The organism is Agrobacterium sp. 22-214-1, assembly GCF_053522465.1.
In genome coordinates this window covers 623,582-648,474 of record NZ_JBNWCK010000002.1, presented here as the reverse complement: position 1 = coordinate 648,474, position 24,893 = coordinate 623,582, and the positions used below count along the sequence as shown (strand labels likewise).

General features: G+C 60.8%; 22 protein-coding genes and 1 riboswitch. Of the genes, 3 read left to right on the top strand and 19 right to left on the bottom strand.

Annotation, left to right across the window (positions count from 1 at the left end; all coding sequences use genetic code 11):
• Positions 1-36: 36 nt before the first annotated feature.
• The 4 genes from ACQZ5G_RS12765 to ACQZ5G_RS12750 are packed head-to-tail and all read right to left on the bottom strand — an operon-like array spanning position 37 to position 4,461.
• A complete protein-coding gene (locus ACQZ5G_RS12765; RefSeq protein ID WP_448738104.1) occupies positions 37-1,308 on the bottom strand; it encodes an ABC transporter substrate-binding protein in 1,272 nt (423 codons plus the stop codon).
• Positions 1,309-1,329: 21 nt separating this feature from the next.
• Complete coding sequence (locus tag ACQZ5G_RS12760; protein ID WP_448738105.1) at positions 1,330-2,403, bottom strand: Gfo/Idh/MocA family protein; 1,074 nt, start codon at positions 2,401-2,403, stop codon at positions 1,330-1,332.
• Positions 2,400-3,416 carry a Gfo/Idh/MocA family protein gene (locus ACQZ5G_RS12755; protein ID WP_448738106.1) on the bottom strand — a complete coding sequence of 339 codons (1,017 nt, stop codon included), beginning with the start codon at positions 3,414-3,416 and terminating at the stop codon, positions 2,400-2,402. The genes ACQZ5G_RS12760 and ACQZ5G_RS12755 overlap by 4 nt, the downstream gene beginning before the upstream one ends.
• Positions 3,409-4,461, bottom strand: coding sequence for a Gfo/Idh/MocA family protein (locus tag ACQZ5G_RS12750; RefSeq protein ID WP_448738107.1), 1,053 nt, complete (start codon positions 4,459-4,461; stop codon positions 3,409-3,411). The genes ACQZ5G_RS12755 and ACQZ5G_RS12750 overlap by 8 nt, the downstream gene beginning before the upstream one ends.
• Positions 4,462-4,564: 103 nt before the next feature.
• Between ACQZ5G_RS12750 and ACQZ5G_RS12745 the strand changes: the two genes are divergently transcribed.
• On the top strand, positions 4,565-5,278 hold the full coding sequence (locus tag ACQZ5G_RS12745) for a GntR family transcriptional regulator (protein WP_035240481.1): 714 nt from the start codon (positions 4,565-4,567) through the stop codon (positions 5,276-5,278).
• A gap of 33 nt (positions 5,279-5,311) precedes the next feature.
• Complete coding sequence (locus ACQZ5G_RS12740) at positions 5,312-6,232, top strand: SMP-30/gluconolactonase/LRE family protein (protein WP_448738108.1); 921 nt, start codon at positions 5,312-5,314, stop codon at positions 6,230-6,232.
• Positions 6,233-6,256: 24 nt separating this feature from the next.
• Here ACQZ5G_RS12740 and ACQZ5G_RS12735 read toward each other — a convergent pair whose 3' ends face one another.
• The 10 genes from ACQZ5G_RS12735 to ACQZ5G_RS12690 all read right to left on the bottom strand — a co-directional run bounded on the left by ACQZ5G_RS12735 (position 6,257) and on the right by ACQZ5G_RS12690 (position 19,172).
• A complete protein-coding gene (locus tag ACQZ5G_RS12735; RefSeq protein ID WP_059753316.1) occupies positions 6,257-7,570 on the bottom strand; it encodes an HlyD family type I secretion periplasmic adaptor subunit in 1,314 nt (437 codons plus the stop codon).
• The gene (locus ACQZ5G_RS12730) at positions 7,557-9,404 is read right to left on the bottom strand and encodes a type I secretion system permease/ATPase (RefSeq protein ID WP_448738109.1); all 1,848 of its coding nucleotides are present in this window, start codon (positions 9,402-9,404) and stop codon (positions 7,557-7,559) included. Before ACQZ5G_RS12730 ends, ACQZ5G_RS12735 begins: the two co-directional genes overlap by 14 nt.
• Before the next feature lie 14 nt (positions 9,405-9,418).
• Positions 9,419-10,174, bottom strand: coding sequence for a hypothetical protein (locus ACQZ5G_RS12725; protein WP_448738110.1), 756 nt, complete (start codon positions 10,172-10,174; stop codon positions 9,419-9,421).
• A 104-nt stretch (positions 10,175-10,278) separates the two neighbouring features.
• Entirely contained in the window at positions 10,279-13,047 is a 2,769-nt protein-coding gene (locus ACQZ5G_RS12720) for a TonB-dependent hemoglobin/transferrin/lactoferrin family receptor (RefSeq protein ID WP_448738111.1), read from the bottom strand.
• Between the two features lie 149 nt (positions 13,048-13,196).
• Entirely contained in the window at positions 13,197-14,192 is a 996-nt protein-coding gene (locus tag ACQZ5G_RS12715) for a FecR family protein (protein WP_448738112.1), read from the bottom strand.
• Between the two features lie 111 nt (positions 14,193-14,303).
• Positions 14,304-14,804: an RNA polymerase sigma factor gene (locus ACQZ5G_RS12710; protein WP_003524633.1), complete on the bottom strand. Its 501-nt coding sequence runs from the start codon at positions 14,802-14,804 to the stop codon at positions 14,304-14,306.
• A 188-nt stretch (positions 14,805-14,992) separates the two neighbouring features.
• Positions 14,993-15,745: an ABC transporter ATP-binding protein gene (locus tag ACQZ5G_RS12705; protein WP_448738113.1), complete on the bottom strand. Its 753-nt coding sequence runs from the start codon at positions 15,743-15,745 to the stop codon at positions 14,993-14,995.
• The gene (locus ACQZ5G_RS12700) at positions 15,739-16,806 is read right to left on the bottom strand and encodes a FecCD family ABC transporter permease (protein ID WP_448738114.1); all 1,068 of its coding nucleotides are present in this window, start codon (positions 16,804-16,806) and stop codon (positions 15,739-15,741) included. Before ACQZ5G_RS12700 ends, ACQZ5G_RS12705 begins: the two co-directional genes overlap by 7 nt.
• Positions 16,803-17,942, bottom strand: coding sequence for an ABC transporter substrate-binding protein (locus ACQZ5G_RS12695; RefSeq protein ID WP_448738115.1), 1,140 nt, complete (start codon positions 17,940-17,942; stop codon positions 16,803-16,805). Before ACQZ5G_RS12695 ends, ACQZ5G_RS12700 begins: the two co-directional genes overlap by 4 nt.
• Positions 17,943-18,038: 96 nt before the next feature.
• A complete protein-coding gene (locus ACQZ5G_RS12690) occupies positions 18,039-19,172 on the bottom strand; it encodes an ABC transporter substrate-binding protein (protein ID WP_003524640.1) in 1,134 nt (377 codons plus the stop codon).
• A gap of 113 nt (positions 19,173-19,285) precedes the next feature.
• On the opposite strand from ACQZ5G_RS12690, the gene ACQZ5G_RS12685 reads away from it, so the two are divergent.
• A complete protein-coding gene (locus ACQZ5G_RS12685) occupies positions 19,286-20,116 on the top strand; it encodes a class I SAM-dependent methyltransferase (RefSeq protein ID WP_448738116.1) in 831 nt (276 codons plus the stop codon).
• A 117-nt stretch (positions 20,117-20,233) separates the two neighbouring features.
• Here the strand turns inward: ACQZ5G_RS12685 and ACQZ5G_RS12680 are convergent, their stop codons facing one another.
• From ACQZ5G_RS12680 to ACQZ5G_RS12660, 5 genes are all read right to left on the bottom strand, one after another.
• Positions 20,234-20,713 (bottom strand): pseudoazurin, encoded by a 480-nt coding sequence (locus tag ACQZ5G_RS12680; RefSeq protein WP_269831723.1) that lies wholly within the window; start codon positions 20,711-20,713, stop codon positions 20,234-20,236.
• Positions 20,710-21,510, bottom strand: coding sequence for an ABC transporter ATP-binding protein (locus ACQZ5G_RS12675; RefSeq protein ID WP_448738117.1), 801 nt, complete (start codon positions 21,508-21,510; stop codon positions 20,710-20,712). The genes ACQZ5G_RS12680 and ACQZ5G_RS12675 overlap by 4 nt, the downstream gene beginning before the upstream one ends.
• Entirely contained in the window at positions 21,507-22,535 is a 1,029-nt protein-coding gene (locus ACQZ5G_RS12670; protein ID WP_059753341.1) for a FecCD family ABC transporter permease, read from the bottom strand. The genes ACQZ5G_RS12675 and ACQZ5G_RS12670 overlap by 4 nt, the downstream gene beginning before the upstream one ends.
• Complete coding sequence (locus ACQZ5G_RS12665) at positions 22,532-23,563, bottom strand: ABC transporter substrate-binding protein (RefSeq protein WP_448738118.1); 1,032 nt, start codon at positions 23,561-23,563, stop codon at positions 22,532-22,534. Before ACQZ5G_RS12665 ends, ACQZ5G_RS12670 begins: the two co-directional genes overlap by 4 nt.
• Before the next feature lie 158 nt (positions 23,564-23,721).
• Positions 23,722-23,956: riboswitch (cobalamin riboswitch) on the bottom strand.
• A 39-nt stretch (positions 23,957-23,995) separates the two neighbouring features.
• The gene (locus tag ACQZ5G_RS12660) at positions 23,996-24,874 is read right to left on the bottom strand and encodes a GNAT family N-acetyltransferase (RefSeq protein ID WP_448738119.1); all 879 of its coding nucleotides are present in this window, start codon (positions 24,872-24,874) and stop codon (positions 23,996-23,998) included.
• Between the last annotated feature and the right edge of the window lie 19 nt (positions 24,875-24,893).

Below are 24,893 nucleotides of genomic sequence, written 5' to 3'. Positions count from 1 at the left end.
CGCGGCGCGGCATACGCCGCGCCGGAAGGCGATGGATCACTTCGCCTGTTTCAACGCTTCCTCGAGGTCCGTCTTCGCGCGGGCCATGGCTTCATCGACGGTGCTTTCACCGACGATGGCCTGCGTGATGCGCTGGACGGAGATGTTGAACATGGCGCGATTGTTCTTGTAACCCTGATAGGTGTAGGCAATCGGGCTGAGGCCGGGAATCTGGTCCAGCCAGGCGTTCATGGCCTTCTGCGTCGCAGGCGTCGCACCGGTATAGGTCACGCCCTTGTCAGCCACGGCCTTGTGGGCCGGAACGTTGCGGGTGCGCACGGTGAAGTCGAGATAATTCTCGTCCTGAGCGAGGAAGTTCAGGATATCGGCAACGATCTTCGGGTTTTTGGTCTGCTTGAAGCCGACGATGCCGGTACCACCAGGCATGCCGGTGCAGGCAGCGCCGCCGCAGGGCTGCGGCACGACTTCCCAGTCGAAAGCATCGCCGACCTGGCTGTCGAACCGCGCGGTCTGCCAGCTGCCCGAGTAATAATAGACGAGCTGGCCGTTGATGAATTCCTGCGCGGCATCGCGATAGGTATTGCCGCCCTGCCCGGCCCAGACGTCACGCGCCATGGTGCCGTCCTTGTTCCACTCCACGAATTTCTTCACGAAAGTCGTGAAGCCTTCATCGACGAGAATGGGCTTACCATCAGCATCGAAAACCTTCGCGCCATAGGAAATGGCCGGGCCGGCAATACGGTGGCCGGAACGGTCGATGGCCATCGGGTAAGGCGTGCCGGTTGCCTTGGCGACGGCATTGGCAGCCTTCGCCCAGTCATCCAGCGTCGCATCCTTGCCGGGTACGGCGACATTGGCCTGATCGAACAAAGTGCGGTTGATGAAGGCGCCGGTGATGGTGAGCTGGGTATGCATGCCGTAAATGCCCTTGTCGTCTGGGCCGCTGCGATACCATTTCAGCACGTTGGAGAAATTATCTTCCCAGTATTTCGCATCCACATAAGGTGTGAGATCGAGATAATAGCGATTGAGGCCGCCAAGGTCGGTCACGGTTGCGAAATCCGGGCCGCTGCCGCCGGCGAGCTGCACGGGCAGGCCTTCCAGCAGCGCCTTGTAGGGCACGACGTCGGTGACGATCTTCACGTCCGGATGCTGCTTTTCGTAACGCGCGAGAATATCTTTCAGAATTTCGCAGCCGTTGCCGTCATAAGCGCAGGTGAAGCGCACTTCCTCAGCCGCCTGGGCGGCGCCCGCAAAGGACGCCGCGCCAATGGCGAGCGCCAATGCCATGCTGTATTTACCGATCATCTCTTTTCCTCCCTTAGATGATTATGCGTTGGCGGATGCGCGCGGAGCCCAGCCCTTGATCCATTCGCCTTCTGCGGCGTCGGACAGGCGGACCGGCTTTCCTTCCCGCACCGAGCGGTAGATGGCGGTGACGAGTTCGATGGACTGCAAGCCATCGTTCACAGTCACTTCCTTGCCGCCGCGTCCCTCCATCGCGTCGGCAATGGCCTCGACAAAACCGGCAAAGCCGTTTTCGCCATCGGCGACCCTCGCCAGAACGGCGTCGATCTGGTCCTGCGTGGTCGGCGCACGGGCGATGAAACGCCATGTGTCTTCGGCCGGGCGATAGGGCAGCGTGCCGCTCTCGGCGGTGAAGCCTTCGAAGCAGAAACGCAGGCGGGACGTATCTTCGGCGGCACCGAGCGTCACCGAGCTGGTCGCCAGCGCACCGCTTTTCATACGGAAGCTGAGTGCCGCGCAGTCTTCGGTTTCGATTGTGTTGACGCGCGTATCGGCCATGGCGAACACTTCGTCGACCGGGCCGAGAACGTGGCAGAGAAGATCATGGGCGTGGATGGCGTGGCCGAGGATCGCGCCGCCGCACTCGCCCTTCCACGTACCGCGCCACGGAATGTCGTAATAGCTGGCGCCACGGTTCCAGTGAACTTCCGAACTCGCGACAAAGGCCTTGCCCGCAAGGCCGGCATCGATGAGCGCGCGAAGCTGCCGCATCGCATGTCCGAAACGGTACTGGAAGACCGGAAACACGCCACGGCCGGTCTTCTTGACGGAGTCGATCAGCGCATTTGCCTCTTCAAGCGAGCGGACGAGCGGCTTTTCGCAGACCACATCCTTGCCCGCCGCATGCGCCTTCAGCGTCACGGGGAAATGCAGGTGCGGCGGCAGGCAGACGTCGATGAGCTGGATGCTCTCATCGGCCAGAACCTCATCGAGATCGGTCGTCAGACGGATGGACGCATCCTCACCCGCCACGGAGCAGGCGCGCTCCAGATCGAGGTCGCAGATCGCCTTGACGACGAAGCGCTTCGGCAGGGCCCGATAGCCGCTCAGATGCTGGGCGCCGATGCCGGCGCCAATGATGGCAACACCGATCATTTCGAAGCTCCCTCGGCCTTGGCCTGCGCCTGCAGCGACAGGTCGCATACCTTGAACACATGTTCCTGCGTCATCGCCGTTTCGGTGCGGTTGCGGATGTCGTCGCACAGGCGGCCGAAATAGGGCAGGCCGGCACCGGAGGCGTCGATATATTCGCAGCGGTCGCCATTCACGAGAACGAGGCGGTCGGTGCCTTGCGTATTGCCGACATCGACATATTTACGCAGCTCGATGTAGCCCTCGGTGCCGAGGATCGTCAGGCGGCCGTCGCCCCAGGTCGGCAGCGCATCGGGCGTGTACCAGTCGACGCGGATATAGCCGTGGCCCTTGTCGCCGCGCAGCACCACTTCGCCGAAATCCTGCAGGCCCGGATCGCGCGGGTTGGCATAGTTGGCAACGGTGGCAGCCACGATCTCCACTTCGGTCGAGCCGGTGAAGAACATGAACTGGTCGATCTGGTGGCTGGCGATATCGGTGATGATGCCGCCGTAAGCTTCCCGTTCGAAGAACCACTTTGGGCGGATCTGGCGGTTCAGACGATGCGGGCCGAGGCCGACGGTCTGAATGACGCGGCCGATGGCGCCCTGCGCAACGAGTTCGGCCGCTTTGGTCACGCTCGGAACTTCAAAACGCTCGGAGAAATCGACGGTCCAGATACGCTTGGTCTTCGCCACCGTCTGGCGAAGGCGATCGAGCTGTTCGAAGGTAGTGCAGCCGGGCTTGTCGGACATGACGTCCTTGCCGGCTTCCATTGCGGCGATGGCGAGATCGGCGCGCTTGGAGGGAATGTCGGCGATCAGCACGAGATTGATGCTGCCATCGGCCAGCAGAGCTTCCTTGGAGGTCGCGCGCGGCACATCCGGGAAGCGCTTGACGAAGCCTTCCACCACGTCTGGCTCGCCTTCGGTCCACCAGCCGGCGAATTCTGCGCCGGCATCCAGCATGTTCTGGGCCATGCCGAAAATGTGCCGGTGCTCTATGCCGAGAGCGACGAACTTGATTGCTTTAGTCATCCTGCAGTTCCACTTCCTTGCCGGTGTCGGCCGAGTTGATGATCGCGTCGATCAATCTGTGAGACAAAAGAGCCGCTTCACCGGTGACGACCGGGGCGCGCCCTGAGGAGATGGCGTCTGCGAAATCTTCGAAGACGCCCTGATGCCATTCATGCGTGAAAGCCATGGGGTCGGCGCCGCCGCCCGTGCCGGATGCCGCGCCGCCAAACGTCTCCTGCCGGCCATCGCGCCAGTCGACATGCAGGAGGCCCGAAGCGAGCCGCAGGCTGGCATTGTCGAAATGCAGGACAATCGATTCCGGAGCGCCGGGGAAACTTGCGGTGCTTGCGACCAGCGAGCCGACAGCGCCATGCTTGAAACGAAGGCCGGCCGCGACGTAATCTTCGGTTTCCATGCGATGAAACCGCGTCGTCGCCGCCATGGCCTGAACGCGCGAGACCGGCCCTGTAAGGCTCAGCGCCAGATCGATGGTGTGGATTGCCTGGGAGATCAGAACACCGCCGCCGTCGCGCGCCAGCGTGCCGCGGCCGGGTTCATCATAATAGGATTGCGCGCGCCACCACGGCACGGAAACTTCGCAGAGACCGAGCGCTCCGAGCGTCCCGCCATCGACCAACTCACGGGCTTTTTGCGATGCAGCCCGCATTCGGTGCTGAAAGATAATGCCGAGCGTGACGCCGGCCTCACGACAGAGGGCGACAAGGCCGCCGGCTTCCTGCGTGTTCCGGGCGACGGGCTTTTCCATCAGAATGTGTTTGCCCGCCTTTGCGAGCTGTCCGACGATATCGATGCGGGCATTCGGCGGCGTTGCGACGATGGCGAAATCGACATCCGCATCGCGTGCGGCTTCCTCCACCGAGGAATAAACGACGACCTCATATCCGGTATGTTTCGACGCTTCGGCGGCCAGCGCGCTGGCGCGACCGGAGCCGCCATCGACCAAACCCTTTAGGCGAATTTTTTCCGGACTTGCCGCACAGGCGAGCACATGCGTCTTCGCCACCATTCCGGCGCCAACGATGACGCAGGTCTTGATATTTTGCATTTCGGGAGCCTCCTTCCCAATAAGCGATCATTTGCATACCGGTATGCCGGTTGTCAACAGACTTGTGTTCCGGTATACCGGTTATGAAAACGCTGGAGGGTATATGCCGAAAATTCCCGTAACAGGTGGCACCGTGCCGACAATGGAGCGACTGGACCTTAATCGTCCGGTCGTGGACCAGATCTATTCCGCGCTGAAATCGGCCATCCTTTCCCGGGAGCTTTTTCCCGGCCAGGCGGTTTCGGAAAACGAAATCGGACAGTTGTTCAATTCCAGCCGAACGCCGGTGCGCGAAGCACTGAGCCGCCTGCGGGATGACGGCCTGATCGTCACCCTGCCCAGCCGCGGCACCTATGTCTCCAGATTATCGGAAAAGCACATTCGCAGCGCGCAGTTCATCCGCGAGGCGCTGGAGGTCGCTGCGGTTTGCAGGCTGTGCCAGATCGGCATAACGGCGGAGGCCGAGCAGGAGATTGAACACGCCCTCACCGGCCAGCGCGCAGCCATGCACCGCGGAGACAGAAAGGCTTTTCGCGTGCATGACGACCAGTTCCACAGCGCGCTTGCCGCCGCGACGGGGCTTGAGAGGCTGGAGACGCTGTTGATCCGCGAGAAGGCGGGGCTGGACCGCCTGCGCGCGCTCGCCATCACCGACGAGGCGCATATGGCGCGGCTGCTCTCCGAACATGAGGCGGTTTACGATGCGATCAAGGCCGGGGACGAAGCCCGTGCGACCGATGGTTTGCGCAAACACCTGAGACGCGTCCTCGGCATTCTTTCGCAGGTTTTCGAGAACCACCAGGACTATTTCGAATAATTCTGCGCCATCATCTTCAACGGTTCGAGCATCATGAATACGGCAAATCCTGAAAAAGCGCTCGCCATGTCGCAGGCGAAACTTCTGTGCGACACGATGAGCACGCTTGCGGAATCCCCCGTTTGGGATGAGCGGCGACAGGCGCTTTTCTGGTGCGATATACTCGGCAAGGCGGTGCGGTCCGCAACGCTCGAGCCCGGCCTTTATCGCGAATGGGCGTTTCCCCATACGGTCTCGAGTCTCGGTCTCTGTCGGAACGGCGATCTCATCGTCGCCTGCGGCATGGATATTGTCATCCTCGATCCGGAGAGCGGCAAAACACGCCTTCTCCACTCGCTGCCGTCACCGGACGGCATTCCCTGCCGGCTGAACGACGGACGGATCGGCCCCGACGGCGCCTTCTGGGTGGGAACCATGCACAACGTGCCACTCGCGGACATGGAGCCCCATGGTGAACTTTGGCGGATCACCGAAAAAAGCGCCGAGCGCATGCAGACCGGCCTGACATGCCCGAACGGCCTCGCCTTTTCCCCGGACGGCTCCATCATGTGGCAGAGCGATTCCGTCCAGAAATGGATACGCCGACGAAAATTCGACAGCAGGAACGGCACATTCGATGAGGGCGTGCTGGTGGCCCGGATGACGGAAGAGACCGGAAGACCCGATGGCGGCTGTCTCGACAGCAGCGGCACCTATTACAGCGCGGGCGTTTCCGCTGGCCTGTTGAACGTTTTCTCGCCCGACGGCACGCATACGGGCGTGATCCCGGCACCTGTCCCGCATCCCACCATGCCGTGCTTCGGAGGACCTGATTTCAGCATCCTTTTCCTGACATCACACCGCCACAACATGTCCGAAGACCGGCTGGCGAAAGCACCGTTTTCGGGCGGCGTCTGGGCGATCCCGACAAAGACGAAAGGCTTTGCCGCCTTCCGTTTTGGCGAAGGTGGATAGAGCCCGGAAACCGGGCCCAGATTCCTACTCCTCACGGAAGGCACGGCTGATCTGGTCGGTCAGCGGTTTGGCGATATAGGACAGCGCCGTCCTTTCGCTGGTCTGAATGAACGCCTCGGCCGGCATGCCCGGCACCAGCGGCGCATTGTTCAGCTTCTGCCGCTCGGAGACCGGCACGGAAATCCGCGCCAGATAATAGGAGAGACCGCTGCGCTGATCGGTGGTGATATCCGCCGCGATGCGGCTGACATGGCCTTCCAGTTCCGGCGTGACACGCTGGTTGAAGGCGGTCATGCGCAGCATGGCCTTTTGCCCCACCTGAAGCTGATCGATATCCTTCGGCACGATCTGCACCTCCAGCGCCAGCTCGTCTCCGTCAGGCACGATGAGCATGATCGGATCCGCCGGCGTCACCACGCCGCCCACCGTGTGCACGGCCATTTCATGCACCATGCCGGATTGCGGCGCGACGATATCGATGCGCTTCAGCTCGTCTTCGGCGGCAACCTTGCGCTCGACGAATTCGCCCATCTGCGCCTGTATTTCCCGCAGTTCCCGCCCGACCTCGGTGCGCAATTCCTGGTCGATCTGCAGGATTTGCAGTCTGGTTTCGGTAATGCGCCCCGCCGTCTGCGCCTGATAGGCGATTTTTTCGCCGCGCTCGCCGCCGAATGTCGCGGCCTGCGTCTGCAGGCTGTTCAGCCTCTGCACCGAAACGATACCCTGTTCGCGCAGGGATTTCTGCGAGGTGATTTCAGCCTCCAGCACGGCAAGGCCGTTATCATAGGCGACTTCCTGCGCCTTCAGCCCTTCGATCTCATGTTCGAACTGGGTGATGCGCTCGGAAAGCTGTGCTTTGCGCCCTTCGCGATAGGATTTGCGGAATTCGAACAGCTTGGTCTCGCTGCGCATGGCGGAGGCGACATCGGCATCGTCTTTTCGCGCCATCAGCGCCTGCGGAAAAACGAGCTCCGGCAGATCGTCGCGCTCGGCCTCCAGCCTTGCCATGCGCGCATTCAGCTCATCCAGACGCTTGGTCACGATGGCGAGATTGGCGCGGGTTTGGGTCGCATCAAGGCGCATGACCACATCGCCGGCCTTCACCCTGTCGCCCTCATTCACCAGAATTTCGCCGACGACACCGCCGCTCGGGTGCTGCACCTTCTTGCTGTAGGAATCCACCACCAGATGGCCGGAGGCGACAACCGCGCCGGCAAGATTGGTCGTCGCAGCCCATCCGCCGACGCCGGCCAGCAGCGCTACACCCGCGGCAAGGCCGGCGACAAGATGTTTGCGGATGGAGCGGGATACATGGCTGCGCTGATCAATGTTTGACATCCGCATCTCCTTCCTGACTGTTCTCTTCACGGACGTCTTCCAGCACCAACGCCTGTGGCTGGGTATTGGCGACGACGCGCAGGGGCGAGATCGTCTGGGCGGATGCGGTAAATCCCTTTACCGCCTGCGCCTGCGGAACGCGCAGTACCTTCGAAAGCACCTCGTCGCGCGGGCCGAAGGCCTTCATCCGCCCCTCTTCCATCATCAAAATGAAATCGACAGCACCGATGGCGCTCGGCCGGTGGGCGACGACGACGGCAATACCGCCCCGCGCCTTCACCGAGGAAATCGCCTTGACCACGGCGGCTTCGCCTTCCGCATCGAGATTGGCGTTGGGTTCGTCCAGCACCACGATGAAGGGATCGCCGTATAGCGCGCGGGCAAGGCCGATGCGCTGGCGCTGCCCGGCGGAAAGCGCCGAACCCGCCTCGCCAATATCGCTGTCATACCCCTTTTCGAAACGCAGGATCAGTTCATGCGCGCCCGCAGCCCTGGCCGCCGCGATGATGGCGTCAGGATCGGGATTATCCTCGAAACGGGAGATATTTTCACCGATCGTGCCGTCGAACAGCTCCACGCCCTGTGGCAGATAGCCGATATGGCGGCCCAGCGCCTCACGGTCCCACTGCTCGAAACTTGCACCGTCCAGCCGCACCTTGCCGGCGGCCGGCATCCACGCACCGGTGAGAATGCGCGCGAGCGTGGATTTACCCGAGCCGGAGGGGCCGATGACGCCGAGCGCGTTTCCGGCGGTCACGATGAAGCCAAGCCCGGTGACGGTCGGTTTTTTTTCTCCCGGCGGAACGATGGTGACGTTTTCGACCCGCAGTTCCTTTTCAGGCTTCGGCAGGGCCATGGCGGCGGCATTGGCCGGCATCTGTGCAAAAAGCTCCCTCAGCCGCGCCCAGCTCTGCCGGGCAGCCACGAAGGACTTCCAGTTGGAAATGGCGAGATCGACGGGCGCCAGCGCCCGGCCCATCATGATCGAACTGGCGATCATCACGCCGCCGGAGGCCTCCTGATTGATGACGAGCCAAGCGCCGACCGCCAGAATGGCCGATTGCAGCACGACCCGCAGAGACTTTGCGATGTTGCCGAGACCGCCGGCCACATCTCCGGCCTTGCGATTGGCGGCGAGATAGGCCTCGTTGGAATTTTGCCAGCGTTTTCCGAGCCGGCCGCCAAGCCCCATGGCCTGCACGACTTCGGCATTGCGGCGCGAGGCCTCCAGTTGCCGGTTGCGGGCCATATTCTCGACCATGGTGTCGCGGATCGGCTTCTGCGAGAAGATATTGGTGAGGATCGTGAGGGAGACAAGCAATATCGCGCCGGCAAGCGCCGTCACGCCGATCCAGAAATGAAACAGAAAACATATGCCGAGATAAAGCGGCATCCACGGCAGATCGAAAAAGGCGGTCGGCCCCGTGCCGGAGAGAAAACCGCGCACATTGTCGAGATCGCGCAGCGGCTGCAGACCGTCGCCCGGCATGCGGTTGACGAGCGGCAGGCGCACCACCGCATCATGTACCCTGCCGGAATAACGCATGTCGAAATCTTCGCCGATGCGGATCAGAACGCGGGCGCGGATGATATCGAGCAGGCACTGGAAGCCGTAAAGGCCAAGCGCGAGAATGGCGAGCCCGACCAGCGTCGGCACGCTGCCGCTTGCCAGAACCCGGTCATAAACCTGCAGCATGAAGAGCGGCGACGTGAGCGCGAGTATATTGACCACGCCGCTGACGAGCGCAACGCCTAGAAACGTGCTTTTAAGTGGCGAAACAACCGCCGCAGTGAGGGACTGCGGCAGCGTCTGCTGGTGGTTTTGAAAGCCCACAGCCTGTTTTTCCTTTACGCGGCAAGCGCCGATGCGCTGGCGAAAATGAAGTCCGATGCGTCGAGCACATTTGCATCGACGCCATTCAGTGTGACGGAGACGGACGTGTCTGTGGCCGAAAGGATAACGGCATTTCCGTTATCGTTATACCACAACAAATCGTCCACCGAAGTTGCGCCCCAGGCGGAGACATCTAGCGTATCCGTGCCGTCCTGATAGCCGTAGGTTCCGGTCGGGCCGGCCTGTACGACATCGTTGCCGCCGGAGAATACAAAGGTGTCTGCGCCGGCAAAGCCGGTCAGGGTGTTGGAGGCAGCCGTGTCCTCGATCACCGTGCCGGTGGCGGCAAAGTAATCATAGAAGCCAGCCAGCGAACCGAAGCGGGCAAGCTGGTAAACAGCGAGATCGAGAAGATCGCGCGCGCCGGCCAGCGAGTAGGCGCCGTCGGGATCGATCAGCAGTTCCTGCTGGCTAACGGCGATGCCGCTGGTGGACTGGCTGTAGCCAGTGCCCAGAACGATGCTGTCGACCGAACCCGTCAGGTTGCCCTGGGAGTACTGCAGAGCGCCGCTCATGACGATGCCCTTGCCGCCGGTGCTGCCATCGCCCCACGCCTCATAGGTCGTGTTCGGATCGATGGTGGTGGTGGCGAGAGAGCTGGTCTGAGCGTCGTAGAACGCACCATAGGTCGAACCGAAACCGCTCGTCCAACCGTTGAGGTAGCCGATCAGATCGGAGGAAGACTGCGTCAGTTGAATTGTGGTAGCCATAGGTGTACTCCTTTGCTGGCCAATATCGATACCTTCGTCCTGTGGCGAAGGCGTTTCATCTCCGGGACGGGCTGCAACCCAGCCCGGAGAATTTCTTCCACGGTTCAGAACTTCACGTTCATCGTCGCGATAAAGGTGCGGCCCGGCGCCGTGTAGGCGCTTGCTGCCGGGATGTATTTGCGGTCCGTCAGGTTGTTGACGGCGAAGCGAAGCGTGGCCTTGTCGTTGAAGGCATAGGAACCGTAGAGATCCACCGTCGTGTAGGGATCGGTCACCTCCCGCAGATTGCCTTCCGTATCCAGCGTGCGCGACTGTGTCGGCGTAACGTGGTTGAGCCTTGCGCCCAGCGAGAATTTTTCATCGAAGAAACGCATGCCGCCATCGAGCGTCAGCTTCATCTTGGGCGCGACGTCGCCCGGCCAGGCAACGATTTCACCGGTTGTGGTGGTCGTACCGTTGGAAAAAACCTGCGTCTTTTCAGGCCATTCTGTTTTCAGAAAGGTTGCCGAACCGCCGATCCAGAAACTGCGGGCATCGTAATTGCCTTCGAATTCAAGCCCGCGCATATAGGTCGTGCCGTCCAGATTGACGAAGCTGGTATAGGTGCGGTCGAGGACCTGATCCGTAACGAGATAACCGAGCGCGATATAGTCCTTCACCTCACGGCGAAAGGCAGCCATTTTGATGCGAATGGAATCGTCGTCCAGCAGCACGCCGTCGAAGCTCATATTCGCGCCGACTTCGTAGGTCGTCGCCTTTTCGGCACGCAGGGCCTGGTTCGGAGCGTATTCGTATCCAGCGCTGTCGCCCGGACGCGCTCCAGCGAAAAATGCTTCGAGAATTGTCGGCGGACGCAAGCTCTGGGAATAGCTCACATAGGGGCGGAACCAGTCGACGGGTTTCAGTTCAATGGTGGCGGAGGGCAGCCAGGCGCTATAGGTGCGATCGATATCGACATTGTGCTCAGGGTACTCGGTGACCGGCGTATTGGTGGTTGTACCGGTGCCCGGCATGCAGTTGGCCGAGGTTGTGGGCCAGACGCGCGCAAGATAGAGGGCGTAACGCGCCGCCCAGCTGGGGTTAGCGGGGGCAAAGACCTGATTGAAATAATCGAGAGCCGTATAGTGATTGCGGATCGCATCGCAGGGTACGGTCGTGGTCACCATGTAATCGCGAACGCTATAATAGGTCGCCGATCCCTTGAGACGCGACCAGTCGTAACGCACGCCGCCACTCAGCGTGATCCAATCGGCCGGCTCAAGCTCACCATTCAGGAACAGGCTGGCGACATCGCGCCGCCCGGCAGGGCTGAATGACGTGTAGCTGCTGGCGAAAGAGGGATTTTCCGCGATTTTTGCGCTCGTCGCGACGGATGTGGCAATGTCCCGGAAAGCTTCGGCCCCATAGTTCAGACTGAGCGCACCCGCCACCGTGTCAAAGCGACTGGTATTTTCCAGGCTGCCACCGAAGCTGCGCAGGCCCATATCAAGATTCGTCTCTACCGCATAAGTACGCGCCGCACGCAGTTCATGCGTCATATTATCGTTCAGCCACAGCGATGACTTGAAGTCGACGAGTTCGCTCTCCGGGTCCCAGTCCAGCTTCGCGACGACGCTGTCGTTTCGCACGCTTTCCCTGTCCATAACGTTGTACGAGCCGTGGACGAAATCATTCTGCTGGTGCATCCACGACAACGACGTTTGCACATCGCCAAAGTCGCCTTCGCCCTTGACAAAGGTCGACCACCCATCCCTGCCAAGCAGGTCCTTCATCGTCAACGCTGTGCTTCGGGCCTCGCCCTTCGTTCCAATCTTGTATTCATCCATGATGGTGCGGCTGTAGCCGGCGACGAAGGAGACAGGGGTGTCCGGAGAGCGAACAGCAGCCAGAACAGAACCCTGAAAGTCATAACCATTGGTGCCGCGGGAAACATTCACTTCCCCGCCCTTGTTTTCACCCTCGGCAATCAGATCGTCGGCGCTGATGGTTCGGAACTCGACCTTGCCGCCCAGAGAGCCGGCATTGCCCGACCGTGCATTGGTTATTTTCTCGATCTCGACGGCGCGAATGAAGGCTGAATCGACATAACCCTGCCCTGCACTCGCAGTATAGCTTGCGGTGCCGCCAAAAGTCGCACCACGCTGCGCATTCTGCCGCGCCCCGTCGATGGAGACGACCACGCGGCCGCTTTCCTGCAAACCGCGCACATTCGGCGAAACGGTTGGGAAGCTGCCATTGCCCTCGCCGGCATAAACACCGGAAACCCGGTTGAAAACATCGCGCGTGTTGCGCACGCCCGCCGACTGGATCGCCTCACGGCCGACCACGCTGACGCTGGCGGGCGTTTCATAAACCCAGTCGGGCGTCCCCTGATAACCGGAACCGGCAATGGAGTTGCGCCCGGTCTTGCCGGTCAGGGTAATGGTTTCCAGAACCGTCGTACCCTCCGCGGCGGAAAGATCGACGGTCGATTGCCCCGTGCCGATGACGACGGTTCTGCCATTGCCGGCGATACGGAAATTGACGCCCGTTCCCGCCAGCAACCGCGACAGCGCCTCCAGCACCGTGAAACTGCCGGTGACGGCGTTGGTGCGCACATTGCCCGCCGCAGGAGTGGCAAGCGTGACCTGAAGGCCGGATTGCCGCCCGAAAGCACCCACGACCGATGACAGCGACTGGGCGGGAATGTTGAACGGCCGCGTCGCCCCCTGCTCGCCGCCTGGACGCTGGGAATTGGCGGTATCTGCTCCGGTCTGGGCCAGAACGGGCGTCGCGAATGAAACGGCGACCGCCGTTGTCGCCAGCAGCACGGCCCTGCGAGCCTGCTTTGCTGCTTTTTCCCCTGAACCGGGCTTGCATGTCTGGAGGCGCATATTGCTTTTGTCTTCCTGTCTTTCGCTCCGGATATATCTTGACCGGATTACTCAACAAAAAGACGATTGCCTCGTCGATTTTTTTCAGGCTTTCGGAAGAAATTTTATAAATTACTGAAAATAAATATGATTTTTTGTTGCGGACTGTTTCAGAAGCGGGTGATGATGCGGGCGCTGCCGCCAATCGCATGCACCTTGCCCTTATAGGGTTCCACCAGAGCCTCCAGCGCGCGATCCGGGTCGCGCAGATCGTAAAAGCCCGTCACCCTCTGCTCGGCAAGCCGCTTGTCGGCCATGGTCAGCCATGCCGGATGGTAGCGCTGGATCTGTTCCACGACCGAGCCTATCGTCGCATCGACCACATAGAGTTCACCATTCCGCCAGCCGCCAATATCCTCGACGGAAACAGTCTCTTTGCGGATCGCGCCGGAAGCGTCGACAATCAGCATCTCGCCCGGCACCAGCCGCGTTGGCGGCGCATTGCGGAAAGACGCCTCCACGGAACCGTGCGCCAGCGCCACCTGGGTTACGCCATCCGTCAGGTCGACGTCGAAAGCCGTGCCCAGCACCTGAACAGTCACGTTTTTTGCCTCCACGACGAAGGGACGCGTTTTATCCGGCACGACGTCGAAAAAGGCTTCCCCCTTCAGCACCGTCACATTGCGACGGCCATTCGTGAAATCCGTTGAAAGCGCGCTCGCGGCGGCAAGCTGCACTTTGCTGCCGTCTTCGAGGGTGATCATGCGGCTTTCGGCGGTGGTGGTCTGATAGTCCGCCTCCAGGCGAACGAAAAATGCCGGAACGAACAGCACCGCAAGACAGAGGGACGCCGCCGCTACGGCCGCGCCAGCATAGTGCCGCACGGACCAGCGCCGCCGCTGCGGCTTTATCGCGGCCTTGCCGGGCAGATGCGGCGCATCTTCCCAGAGGTTCTTGAATTCCGGCTCTACCAGGCCGAGATTGCGCCACGTCTTGCATGTTCGTTCCCAGGCGAGACGGTTTGCCGGCGCTGCCGCCAGCCATTGCTCGAATTCCGCCTTCAGGCGCGGTTCCGCCGAGCCAGATTGCAAGCGCAGCAGCCAGTCGGCCGCCTCTTCCGCCTTACCGGCCGGCAATTCAATTTTTTTCTCTGGATCAATGGTCATTGAACCGGGCCAGTTCCTTTGCGGGGCGGAGGAGAAGCGTCGTCTTCTGCATTGCTATAAAGACGTTTGAGGAAGAGATTTTTTTCACAGGGCGGGACAATCGGGACTATTTTACTTCATTTCTTTGGTAATCGCGGCAATGCTGCCCTTGATCAGACGATGTGCGCTGGCCACGGACACGCCAAGGTGACGCGCAATCTCTTCCATATTGTAACCACCGAATCTGTGCATTTCCAATGCCACCCTTGCCTGAACCGGCAGGCCGGCCAAAATAGTCCGCATCTGCCGGACTTCGTCGCAGAAAAGGGCATGCTCCTCCGGCGTACCATTGTCCTGCGGCACGCCCCAGAACGGCGTATCGTCCGGCCGTTCCCGAAGGTCCTGGCGGCTGCGCCGGCGATTGTCGAGCGCAAGATTGCGAACGATGCGGAAGAGATAGGATTTGAGGTTGGAAGGATTGCCGGAGGCCTCGGGAACGAATTTCAGGAAGGCTTCCTGAACGACGTCCTCCGCATCCGCCCGCGACCCCAGAATGAGGGTGGCGTATTTGATCAGGTCGACCCTATGCGCGACGTAAGCGTTATAACGCTTGTCATCTTCCCGTATGCCCATGTCTCAACCGAGAGAAATTTCAAGGATCGACGAAACCTGCCGCCCCCGAATGGCCGCGCAGTTCTGCCGCTCAAAGCTCTAGCACCCAAACCGTGAATCGAACAGATATTTCATGACTATTATCATCAAGAATTTGTGCAGCCCGCATCGAACGGACCCGGCAGCAAGCGCGGCCGGGTCTTGACCTGTCAGATGGCCCCGTCGACGATGACCATGGGTCTGCCCTGCGAGCAGGGCTCGATACGGGCATCGATGCGATAGATATCGCGCAGCATCTCCGGGGTTATCACCACCTCCGTGCTACCGCTCACCACCATTTCACCGCGCGCGATAACCATCGTATTGGCGCAATAACGAAGCGCATGGTTGAGGTCATGCAGGGCGATCAGCACGATCATGCCGGTCTTCTGCGCCAGATCGGTAACGAAGCCCAGAACCTCGATCTGCCGGTGAAGATCGAGCGCAGACGTCGGCTCATCCATCAGCAGCACCTCCGGCTTGCGCGCCAGCGCCTGCGCCAGCGAAACAAGCTGCCGCTGACCGCCGGACAATTCGCCAAGCCCGCGGAAAGCCAGGTCATGGATTTTCAGCGCCTTGAGAATGGCGTCGATCTCGAAGAGCTCATCGTCATGGACCCGCCAGCCGCCGCCCTGCTTGGCGGAAAGAAGCACGGATTCATAGACGGTCAGAACGGCGTTGGCGCCGGTATCCTGCGGCATGTAGCAGATGGCGCGGTTGCCGCGGGCCGTATCGGAGAGCTCAACCAGTCCGGGGCCGGAAATCAGGCTGGCGATGCGTTTGAATAGCGTCGACTTGCCGGCGGCATTCGGGCCGATTACCGCCGTCACACTGCCGCTTTCCAGCGTATCGATGCCGACCTTGGAGAGAACCGTGATGCGCCCATAGGCGGCGCCGACATCTTTCAGTGCGAGCGCTACCATGCGCGCCTCCTGTTGCCGAAAATAAGCGCGAAGAAGAACGGAACGCCGACGAGCGCTGTGATGACGCCGATCGGCAGGATAGCGCCGGGAATGAGAATCTTGCTGATGACCGAGGTTGCCGACAGAAGCAGCGCACCGCAGATCACCGAGCCGGGCAGGAAGAAACGCTGGTCCTCACCCACCACCATACGGGCGATGTGCGGACCGACCAGCCCTACGAAACCGATTGTGCCGACAAAAGAGACTGGAATGGCCGCCAGCAGGCTGACCGTCAGCATGGTCGTCAACCGCAGCCGCCGGACATTGATGCCCATGCTGGCCGCCTTGTCATCGCCGAGCCTCAGCGCCGTCAGCGCCCAGGCATTGCGCATGAACGGCGGCACGGTGACGAGGAGGATGGCGGCGGTGATATAAACCTTGTCCCAGGTCGCCTTCGTCAGGCTGCCCATGGTCCAGAAAACCACGGCGGCAAGCGCCTGTTCGGAGGCCAGATATTCGAGCAGCGACAGCGCCGCATTGAAAGTGAACACCAGCGCGATGCCGAGCAGCACGATGGTTTCGACCGTTACCCCGCGAAGCGTCGAGGCGAAATGGATGAAGAGAGCCGCGACCATGGCCATGATGAAGGCGTTGATCGGCACCATGTAATGCACGGCGCCCGGAAAGATCGCCACGCCCCCAACCAGCGCCAGCGCCGCACCGAAGCTTGCCGCCGCCGAAATGCCGAGCGTGAAGGGGCTGGCGAGCGGGTTCGACAGGATGGTCTGCATCTGCGCACCCGCAACCGAAAGCGACGCTCCGACGGTCACCGCCATCAGCGCGATCGGCATGCGAATATCCCAGATCACCACCCGAAGCTGGTTTCCGACGGCGGCCGGATCGGCAATCGTCGCCAGAACCTCGGAGAGCGTGTAGCGCGCCGGACCGAGCGCCATGTCGGCGGCCATGCTGAAACACAGCGCGATAAAAAGCCCGAAGAGGATGATTATCCTGCGCGCGGCAAGGGCGCGATATTGATCGCGCCCACTGATACCAACCGCGCTTTCATTCAGCGAACTCATTGGTTCAAACCTTTTTCGAGCGAGGCGAAATAGCCCGGCTTGTAGGTGACGGGCAGGAATTTGCGGTGAAACTCCTCAAAATTCTTTTCCGGATCGAGATCGGCGAAGAGATCGGGATGGAACCACTTGGCGAATTGTTGGATCGGGAAGAATTCGTAGGGCGCGCCATAGAACTGGTGCCAGACGGCATGGACATTGCCTTGCTTCACCGCCTTCAGTTCCGGAAACGGCGTGCGCTTCATCAGATTGGCCAGTCGCTCACGGGAAAGAGCCATATCCGCCCCGCGTCCGACCGGAACGAACTGGTTGATGTCGGATTCGGCAGCCCAGTTGGAACCGGTGACGATGACGTGGTCCGGATCGGCAACGACGAGCTGTTCGGGATTGAGATCGCCGAAGGTTGTCTTGATGATGCCGTCGGCAATGTTGTGGCCGCCGGCGAGATCGACCATCGCGCCGAAATTGACCGGTCCGAAAGTGCGGCAGCAATTGTTTTCGCCGGAAATGCCGGGGGCGCGTTCGATGAAGACGTTCGGGCGTTTCAAGTCCTTGACGCTGGCGAGCCGGTCGGTCACGCGGGCGATTTCGGCACGGCGATAAGCGATGAATTCCTTCGCGCGCTCTTCAGCGCCGAACAGTTTGCCGAGAATTTCGACCGAGGCTTCGCTGTTCTTTTCAGGATCGATACGGAAATCGAGATAGATGATCTTGATGCCGGCGGCGGCGGCCTTTTCTTCGAAACCGCTCTCCTTGGCGGATTTCTCCGCTTCCAGATTGAGGGTGATCACATCGGGCGAAAGGGTGATGGCCGTTTCCAGGCTGAAATCGCCCTGCGGCACGTAACCGAAGCGCGGCAGTTTCTCGATCTGCGGAAAACGCTCGACATAGGCGGTGTAGCTGTCGGGGTCCTTCTTGAGAAGATCGTCACGCCAGCCGACAATGGTGTCGAAGGTCTTGTCGCCCTTGAGCGCGGCAATGACATGCACCTGGCGCGCCTCACCGACGATGACGCGTCTGGCCGGCAAATCCAGCTCGACTTTACGACCGGTGACATCGGTAATCTCGGCAGCCAGAACCGGCACGGCGAGAAGGGAGAAAGCCAGCACCGCAAGATGCCTGAGAGCGTTGAGCGGCATGAGAAGTCCTCATTGAGTTCCAAAACAAAGCGATAAAGCCGCATGGCTGCGGCTTTATCCATCGGTTGGACGGCGCTCCCCTTCACCGTCCCCTTATTACTTGGCGTCCTTCAGCGAAACGAAGTAGCCGGGCTTGTAATCGAGCGGCAGGAAGCGGGCATGCAGTTCCTTGAAGGTCGCCTCCGGGTCGAGGTCCTTGAAGAGGTCCGGATGCAGCCACTTGGCGATTTCCTGAACGGCCACGAACTGATAGGGATTGTTGTAGAACTGATGCCAGATGGCGTGGACATTACCGTCCTTCACCGCCTGCACGCCGGTGAAAGCCGGGCGCTTGGTCAGGTTTTCAAGCTTGCGATGGGCTTCCTTCAGATCCGCGCCATAACCGACACCGACCCAGTTGCCGCCCGGAACATAACCGTTCCAGTTGCCGCCGGTGATGATGATCTGCTCCGGGTTGGAGGCAATGATCTGTTCCGGATTGACGGTGCCGAAAGTGCCGGGAATGATGTCCTTGGCCATGTTGACGCCGCCGGCAAGCTCCACCATCTTGCCGAAATTCTCGTTGCCGAAGGACATGCAGCAATCGTCGGAATAACCGCCGGCGCGCTCCATGAACACGACAGGCTTCTTCGGATTGGCCTTTTCGAGCGTATCGGTAACCTTGGCGATGGAGTCGGCGCGGAACTTGATGAAGTCCTCGGCGATCTTTTCCTTGCCCGTCAGCTGGCCCATGAGGCGCATGCTCGGCTCGGTATTTTCCATCGGCTTTTCACGGAAATCGACGTAAACCAGCGGAATGCCGACCTTGGCGAGCTTTTCGATATAGCCCGCTTCTTCGGTCGCCGTCTTGGCGTCGATATTCATCAGGATCACGTCAGGCTTCAGGGCGACAGCCTGCTCTATGTCGAAAGTGCCGTCCTTCATGCCGCCGAAAGTCGGCAGCTTGGCGATTTCCGGATACTTTGCGAGATAGGCCGCATAGGTTTCCGGGTCGGCTTTCGTCAGATCGTCGCGCCAGCCAACCACGTGCTGGAAAGGGTTTTCCTTGTCGAGCGCAGCCAGGAAATAAATCTGGCGACCTTCACCGAGGATGACGTGCGATACCGGCACATTCACCTCGACATCGCGGCCCGTCACATCCTTGACGGTGACCTTTTCGGCGAATGCCGGCCATGCGGCGGATACGAGAAGGCCAAGGGCAAGTGCCGCAGATTTGGCTGAGATGCGCATCGGATATTGCTCTCCAGTGTTGACTGGCGCGGCTGTATTATTTTCTGACTATACTAGTCAACATTTATGTTTTAGAGCCATTCTTAACTGACCGGTACATGAGTTGAAGACCGATGATCGACACAATCCAATATGGCAAAAACGACAGTCTGCGAGACGAAATCAAATCCTATTGGTCCGGCCGCGCCGCGACTTTCGACCTTTCCCCCGGACATGAAATTTTCTCTGAAGACGAGCGCGAGGCCTGGCACGCGCTTATCCTGAAACATCTCGGCCGCGGAGAAGGCCGCAGGGCGCTCGATCTTGCCAGCGGCACCGGCGTCATCTCGCACCTCATGGACGATCTCGGTTTTCACGTCACCGGCATGGACTGGTCGGAAACCATGCTGGCGCTTGCCCGTGAAAAAGCGAAAAGCCGCGGCCGCAGCATCCGCTTTTTCGTCGGCGATGCCGAAAACACGATGGAGGCGGATGAAAGCGCCGATGTCATCATCACCCGTCATCTGGTCTGGACGCTGGTGGACCCGCAGGCAAGCTTTGCCGAATGGTTCCGTGTCCTCAAACCCGGCGGACGGCTTCTGATCGTCGACGGCGATTTTGTGAATACCGGCTGGCGCGAAAAACTGGTGAAGAAACTGGCGGTCGGTCTCGAAAACATCGGCCTCGTCAAACCGGACCAGCAGCACAAGCCGGCGGACCCGGAAAACACCTTCAACAGCATTCTTTCCCGCGTTTATTTTTCGAAGGGCGCAAGGGCCGGCGATGTCGCGGCGCTGTTGCGTGCGACCGGCTTCGAACCTGTCGCAATCGATCAGGAGCTTCAGGCCATTCACCGCGCCCAGGCGAAAAATTTCAGCCTGCTGAAAGGCATTCTGCGCGGGCTGCAGCATCGTTATGCCGTGTGCGCGGTGAAGCCGGGAGACTACTCCGTCACCCCGGACTAGATCGGGGGCCCAGTGCGATCAAGTCCTTGATCGCAAAAGACTCTTCCCACGGCGCAGCCGCGCCGCGGCTGGATACCGGATCAAGTCCGGCATGACGGATGAGAGCTCAGTGCGGCCTCATTTTTCCGCCTGCTCGAAGAGGTCCTCGAACCTTGGCTTCGCCCGGCCGGGTACGTCCACTGTCCGGTAGCTCTGCGGCAGGGTCGCCTCGCCGACCTTGATCAGCATGACCATGCCCATGCCGTAATGCGGCGAGCATTTGATGCCGTAAAAGCCCGGCTTTTCAAAGCCGGTCTCGAATTCGTCATTGATCCGGCTTTTGAAACCTTCGGCACCTTCCGGGATCATGCCATCGATGGTCGCGGCATTGTGGCTCTTGTGGGTAGGCACGAAGCGCACGCGGTCGCCGGGCGCTATTTCGAGAAAATCGGGCTCGAATACCATCGGGCCCTTTTCGCCCCGGTTCAGCATTTTCACCTCGAAGGTCTCGGCTGAAGCCTGAAGCGGAAAGCCCGTGAACGCCACGGCAATGACGGCAGCGGCCCAAAACATGCTGGTCCTTGCAGCGGCGTTTGCGAGCGTCGTCAATGTCATCATCGTGCCAGTACTTTCCTTGGATGCTCGGCCCGCCCATGGGCCGGCAGAAAACGAATATGGGAAAAGCCGCCCTCATCCGTGGTGACGACGCATTCCACCCCGAAGACAGCGGCTATTCTCGCCGGCGTCAGGACCTCCCGCGGCGGACCGACCGCAATCATCTCGCCCCGATGCATGATGGCAACGCGATCGCAGAACATGGCGGCGTGATTGAGATCGTGCAGCGCCGCCACAACGGTCAGGCCCTGCCGGCGCACCAGATCGAGCAGGCCGATCTGGTGACCTATGTCGAGGTGATTGGTCGGTTCGTCCAGAAGCAGGATATGCGGCTCCTGCGTCAATGCGCGGGCGATATGCAGGCGCTGGCGTTCGCCGCCCGACAGATGGTGCCAGTTGCGCTCCGCCTTGTCGGCCATGTCGACATTGGCAAGTGCTGCATCAACAATGGCGTCATCCTTCTGCGACCAGGCGGAAAGCGGCCCGAGATAGGGCGTGCGCCCAAGCTCCACCGCCTGTCGTGCGGTGATGCGTTCGGTGGTTTCGGCCTGCTGCTCCACGAAGGCGAGCCGGCGGGCAAGGTCTCGCCGTCCCAATGAGGCAAGCGGCTCCCCCCCGAGCGTAACGTGCCCCCGGCGCGGCTTGCGAATACCCGCCAGCATGGAGAGCAGCGTGCTTTTGCCGGAACCGTTCGGTCCGATGACGCCGAGAAACTCACCGGAACCGACATCGAGCGAAACGCCGCGCACGATATCGATATTGCCGGCGTGGAAATGCAGGTCGCGGGCGGATAATTTCATGAACGCCCCCTCTTCTGCCCAAGGATGAAGGCAAAGGCGGGGGCGCCGACGAGTGCGGTGATGACACCGATGGGCAGCACCTGCCCCGGAATGACGATGCGCGAGAGAATATCCGCGACGATCATGAAAACCGCGCCGGTCAGCGCCGTCACCGGCAGCAATATACCATGGCGAACGCCGACGAAGATGCGTGCGGCATGCGGAATGACGAGGCCCACGAAGCCGATGGAGCCGACCAGCGACACCATCGCAGCCGTCATGATCGCCGAAACGGAGATCAGCACCGCATAGACCCAGCGCACCGGAATGCCAAGCGAGGCAGCCGCCTGACCGCCGAAGGCGAAGGCATCGAGCGCCCGGGCATACCAGAGACACACCGCAAGTCCCGCAAGACTAACCGGCAGCGCCAGCCAGACATCCGGCCAGCGCACGCCCGAGAGGTTGCCCAGCAGCCAGAACATGATGCCGCGCGCCTGTTCGGCATTGGCGGATTTGGTGACGATGAAAGAGGTCATGGCATTAAACAGCTGCGACCCGGCCACCCCGGCCAGAATGATAGCGCTGTTGCCATGTCCCGCCCGCACCGCCAGAAGGCTGACCAGCGAAAACGCAACGAAGGCACCGATGAGCGCCCCGGCCGGCATCGTCAGGAACCCCGCTCCGAAGCCAAGCAGCGCGACAGCGACGGCACCGGTGGAGGCACCGGCGGAAATGCCGAGAATATAAGGATCGGCAAGCGGATTGCGCAAAAGCGATTGCAGCACCGCCCCGGCGAGCGCCAGCGAAGCACCGCAACAGGCGGCGACGACGGCGCGGCTGAGACGATAACTCCAGACAATGCCCTCATCCAGCGGCTCCAGCGGATAGGCCGCATGGAAGACACGGTTGGCGATTGTTTTCGCCACAACGTCAAAAGGAATGGCGGTCTCGCCGATGGCCGCGCCGGCCATCAGCGCGACGAGCAGCAGGGCGAGCGCGGCAAAAGCCAGCCCTACCCTGCCGAGATGGGTGGAAAGACCGTTCACTTGGCGAGGCCGGCAGCCGAAATCGCCTCGGCCAGCGTTTCGATGCCTTCAATGGTGCGAATGGTCGGGTTCATCGCCTGCGCATCCATCTCGAACACATGACCTTCCTTGACGGCGGGCATGATGCTGGCCACGGGATCGGTGGCGAGGAACTTCAGCTTGACGGCGACATCGTCTGCCGGGAAACGGCGGCGATCCATTTTGCCGGCGACGATGATGGAGGGATTTGCCTTGGCGATGGTTTCCCAGCCGACGGTCGGCCACTCTTCATCGCTTTCGATGACGTTCTTCAACCCCAGCGCGGACATGATGTAGCCGGGCGCGCCATTGCGGCCGGCCACATAGGGATCGATATCCAGCTCGGCGCTGGAGAACCAGAAGACGGCCGAAAGCTTACCGTTGGCCGAGGCGATCTTGGCGCGGGCGGCTTCTTCACGCTTCTTCAGGTCGGCAACGACCTCTTCACCGCGATCCTGCACGTTGAAGATCTTGGCGAGATCGCGGATTTCCTGGTAGATCAGATCCATGGTGAAGACGGTGTTGCGCACGCCGTCACCGCCGCCGGAATTGTCCTTGCCCATGCAATCGGCGGGCGAGGTATAAACGGGAACGCCAAGCTCGGCGAATTGCGCCGGTGTTCCGACAACGCCTTCCGGGCCGATCTGCCACTGGAACTGCGTCGTCACGAGGTCCGGCTTCTTGCCGATGACCGCCTCGAAGCTCGGATCATTGTCAGCCAGACGCTCGACCCTGGCATTGGCCTCCTCGTACCCCTTCAGAACCGGACCGATCCACAGCGCCGTGCCGACCACCTTGTCGGCGAGGCCGAGGAGGTAAAGAACCTCGGTCGTGCTCTGGCCGACGGACACGGTGTGGGCGGGCGCCTGCCTGAAGGTGATCTCCTGACCGCAGCTGTTGATCGTCAGGGGATAGGTGGTTTCGGCAGCATTGGCGCCGGCGACAGGCAAAGCCGCAAGCGCAGCGGCCAGAAAACCGGCATGGACCGGCAGGCGTCTAGAATGAAACATATGTTCTCCAGTCGAAAGTAAATCTTATTCCAGAGCAGCAGGCGTCAGAACGCGCAGCAACAGCGGGACGTCTTGTACGGAGAACGGCAATAGGACGCAAACGAAATGTTATGAAATAACATTACAACCTCCTCCTCCGGGCTTCCCCGCCCGTAACGATGGTTTATATTTCGACGGCAGGTCTCCTGGCTCACGGATTTGCGTCACTCATCTGCCTTCCCGCATTCCGGAGAATACAGTGGCATGACGCCTTGGAGCGTCACGGGGATGAACGACAATCCGCTTACAGTTGCGGGGGCAGCCACGGCATTGGGCGAAAAAGATCGCCCGCACCATGTTCCCTATTAATCCCTTCGCCTTTCGGCTGCAGGAACCGTCGCTTTCTCACATAAGGGGCATGAGGCGGGGCGTCAATTGCGATAGTGCCGCACCTCAGCACAAAGACGGGCCCGCCAGGGCGAAAATCTTTGCGGAACCGGAGCCTGCCGGTTGCGGTACGCCTTTCGACATGGTGGTGAGCGTTTCGATCACCACCAGCCCGGATTGTGCCAGGAACTCGGTCAGAAGACCGCTATCCCGCACGGCATCGAGACGGACAAGCTGATCGTCGAGATCAGAAAAATGTCGCCTCACCAGCGCAATCGCATCCGCCTCGTCACCGGCGACGACCGGGCCGACAATATGGCCCCGCCCCGCAGCACGCCGCAATGCAAAGGCGGCAAGACGATCGGCCTCGAACAGGCCGTAACCCGTATTTTCCCGGAGAAGGCGTTGCAGGACACCCCGGCGCGAAACACCGAAAGCCGCCCGATCCAGATCCGCCACGGCGGACAAATGATCCTCGGACAGCGGCTCGATTCTCTGTTTTCTTCCAAGCGTCGGCATCTCGGCAGGGCAGCGCGCCTTGCCGCGCAGGAGATGTACTTTTTCCGTATCTCCGACAAAACCCAGCCGTGCGAAAAGCCGTCGCGAGGCTTCCGTGGCGTTCAACCGCAGGGCCGCGTCAGGGTAGCCCGCAATGAGTTGGCCCACCAGCCATGGTGCAACACCCTGCCCCTGCAAACGGGGGGAAACGATGACCATGCCGACCGTCGCGAAAGCCTCATCATAAGGAAACAGCATTGCCGTTGCGACAACGCGATCGATTTCGTCAAGCGCGGCAAGGCCGACGCCGCACTGCCGCAGGAAACACCATTCGTTCGCGTGATATCGCCATCCGACAGCCATGGACAAAGCATGCAGATGATCGGCCTCCACATCGGCGATATCCACTGTCCGCAACTCGAAACTATCGACTTTGAGCAGCTCCATGACAAACGGCTCTCATTCC

Bases quoted from the DNA above. Each gene is read 5' to 3' on its own strand.
- ACQZ5G_RS12765 (WP_448738104.1), bottom strand. From the start codon at position 1,308: ATGATCGGTAAATACAGCATGGCATTGGCGCTCGCCATTGGCGCGGCG.
- ACQZ5G_RS12760 (WP_448738105.1), bottom strand. From the start codon at position 2,403: ATGATCGGTGTTGCCATCATTGGCGCCGGCATCGGCGCCCAGCATCTG.
- ACQZ5G_RS12755 (WP_448738106.1), bottom strand. From the start codon at position 3,416: ATGACTAAAGCAATCAAGTTCGTCGCTCTCGGCATAGAGCACCGGCAC.
- ACQZ5G_RS12750 (WP_448738107.1), bottom strand. From the start codon at position 4,461: ATGCAAAATATCAAGACCTGCGTCATCGTTGGCGCCGGAATGGTGGCG.
- ACQZ5G_RS12745 (WP_035240481.1), top strand. From the start codon at position 4,565: ATGCCGAAAATTCCCGTAACAGGTGGCACCGTGCCGACAATGGAGCGA.
- ACQZ5G_RS12740 (WP_448738108.1), top strand. From the start codon at position 5,312: ATGAATACGGCAAATCCTGAAAAAGCGCTCGCCATGTCGCAGGCGAAA.
- ACQZ5G_RS12735 (WP_059753316.1), bottom strand. From the start codon at position 7,570: ATGTCAAACATTGATCAGCGCAGCCATGTATCCCGCTCCATCCGCAAA.
- ACQZ5G_RS12725 (WP_448738110.1), bottom strand. From the start codon at position 10,174: ATGGCTACCACAATTCAACTGACGCAGTCTTCCTCCGATCTGATCGGC.
- ACQZ5G_RS12720 (WP_448738111.1), bottom strand. From the start codon at position 13,047: ATGCGCCTCCAGACATGCAAGCCCGGTTCAGGGGAAAAAGCAGCAAAG.
- ACQZ5G_RS12715 (WP_448738112.1), bottom strand. From the start codon at position 14,192: ATGACCATTGATCCAGAGAAAAAAATTGAATTGCCGGCCGGTAAGGCG.
- ACQZ5G_RS12710 (WP_003524633.1), bottom strand. From the start codon at position 14,804: ATGGGCATACGGGAAGATGACAAGCGTTATAACGCTTACGTCGCGCAT.
- ACQZ5G_RS12705 (WP_448738113.1), bottom strand. From the start codon at position 15,745: ATGGTAGCGCTCGCACTGAAAGATGTCGGCGCCGCCTATGGGCGCATC.
- ACQZ5G_RS12700 (WP_448738114.1), bottom strand. From the start codon at position 16,806: ATGAGTTCGCTGAATGAAAGCGCGGTTGGTATCAGTGGGCGCGATCAA.
- ACQZ5G_RS12695 (WP_448738115.1), bottom strand. From the start codon at position 17,942: ATGCCGCTCAACGCTCTCAGGCATCTTGCGGTGCTGGCTTTCTCCCTT.
- ACQZ5G_RS12690 (WP_003524640.1), bottom strand. From the start codon at position 19,172: ATGCGCATCTCAGCCAAATCTGCGGCACTTGCCCTTGGCCTTCTCGTA.
- ACQZ5G_RS12685 (WP_448738116.1), top strand. From the start codon at position 19,286: ATGATCGACACAATCCAATATGGCAAAAACGACAGTCTGCGAGACGAA.
- ACQZ5G_RS12680 (WP_269831723.1), bottom strand. From the start codon at position 20,713: ATGATGACATTGACGACGCTCGCAAACGCCGCTGCAAGGACCAGCATG.
- ACQZ5G_RS12675 (WP_448738117.1), bottom strand. From the start codon at position 21,510: ATGAAATTATCCGCCCGCGACCTGCATTTCCACGCCGGCAATATCGAT.
- ACQZ5G_RS12665 (WP_448738118.1), bottom strand. From the start codon at position 23,563: ATGTTTCATTCTAGACGCCTGCCGGTCCATGCCGGTTTTCTGGCCGCT.
- ACQZ5G_RS12660 (WP_448738119.1), bottom strand. From the start codon at position 24,874: ATGGAGCTGCTCAAAGTCGATAGTTTCGAGTTGCGGACAGTGGATATC.